This is a genomic window from Embleya sp. NPDC127516 (genome assembly GCF_044765325.1).
In the GTDB taxonomy this organism is placed as follows: domain Bacteria; phylum Actinomycetota; class Actinomycetes; order Streptomycetales; family Streptomycetaceae; genus Embleya.
In genome coordinates this window covers 1-1,119 of sequence record NZ_JBIWJT010000109.1, presented here as the reverse complement: position 1 = coordinate 1,119, position 1,119 = coordinate 1, and the positions used below count along the sequence as shown (strand labels likewise).

Here is a 1,119-nt window from a genome sequence, read left to right as displayed (position 1 = left end):
GGGGAGGTCGGTGAGTGCGGTGATGTGGCCTGCGAGGCGTCGCAGGTCGGCGGCGTTGTCGCGGGCTCGGGCGCCGGCGGCGCGGTCGGCGGCGCGGCGTTCGCGGGTGGCGGTGACGCGTTGTTCGCCGGTGGTTCCGGCGGGGCCCGGGCGCAGTCGCAGGTAGCGGCGTTCGGCGGCCTGTCGGCTGGCGACGCCCAGGGGGTGGGCGAGGTCCGCCCAGCTGGCGCCGGCGTCGCGGGCGTTCTCGATCAGCCCGCTCTCCCATCCGGCGAGCCGCTCCCGGATCTCGCGGAGCAACAACAGCGAGGCCAAGGCCTGTTCGGGGCCCGCGTCCGGGTGCGGCGGCCCGGCCTCGCCGTCCTGGGCCGTGCGGACGGCTCGGTCGATGGCTTCCAGGGCCGCGGCGGCGGCCAGGAAGGACGCGGGCCCCGCGGCGGGATTGTCGGGTCGGTCGTTCGCGTTCACCGGAGCCCCTCTCACAACGTCGTCTCCTCCGTCGTCATCATGTGGACGACCCACGTATTTGTCATCCTTCCGATGACATGCTACAACGGTTCCAGGGAGCCCGTCAGGGCGCTACCGACCGAAACTTTCGGAGGTGTTCTCGTTATGTTGATGCGTACCGACCCCTTCCGCGAGCTCGACCGGCTCGCGCAGCAACTCCTCGCCCCCGGCGCCGCCTCCCGGCCGACCGCGATGCCGATGGACGCCTGGCGCGACGGCGAGGTGTACGTGGTCGCGTTCGACCTGCCGGGCGTGACCCCCGAGGCGATCGACATCGACGTCGAACGCAACATGCTCACCGTCAAGGCCCGCCGCGAACCCGCCGCCAAGGCCGACGAGGTACAGGTGGAACTGTCCGAACGACCCGTGGGCGTCTTCTCCCGCCAGATCGTCCTCGCCGACACCCTCGACACCGAACGCATCGACGCCGACTACCAAGCCGGCGTACTGACCCTGCGCATCCCCATCGCGGAGCGCGCCAAGCCCCGCAAGATCCCCATCGGCGCCGGCACCCCCGACCGCAAGGTCATCACCGCCTGAAGCAGGGCCACGACACCCCCCTGCGGGGCCGACGACGGACGCACCGCCTCTCGGCGCGCCCGCCGCCGGCCC

At 72.5% G+C, this 1,119-nt stretch carries 2 protein-coding genes; one reads left to right on the top strand and one right to left on the bottom strand.

Annotation, left to right across the window (positions count from 1 at the left end):
- Positions 1–468: type III effector protein (locus ACIRL2_RS51440; RefSeq protein ID WP_402242743.1), on the bottom strand; the 468-nt coding region annotated here is incomplete at its 3' end.
- A gap of 144 nt (positions 469–612) precedes the next feature.
- Between ACIRL2_RS51440 and ACIRL2_RS51435 the strand changes: the two genes are divergently transcribed.
- Complete coding sequence (locus ACIRL2_RS51435; protein ID WP_395870969.1) at positions 613–1,047, top strand: Hsp20/alpha crystallin family protein; 435 nt, start codon at positions 613–615, stop codon at positions 1,045–1,047.
- Positions 1,048–1,119 lie beyond the last annotated feature (72 nt).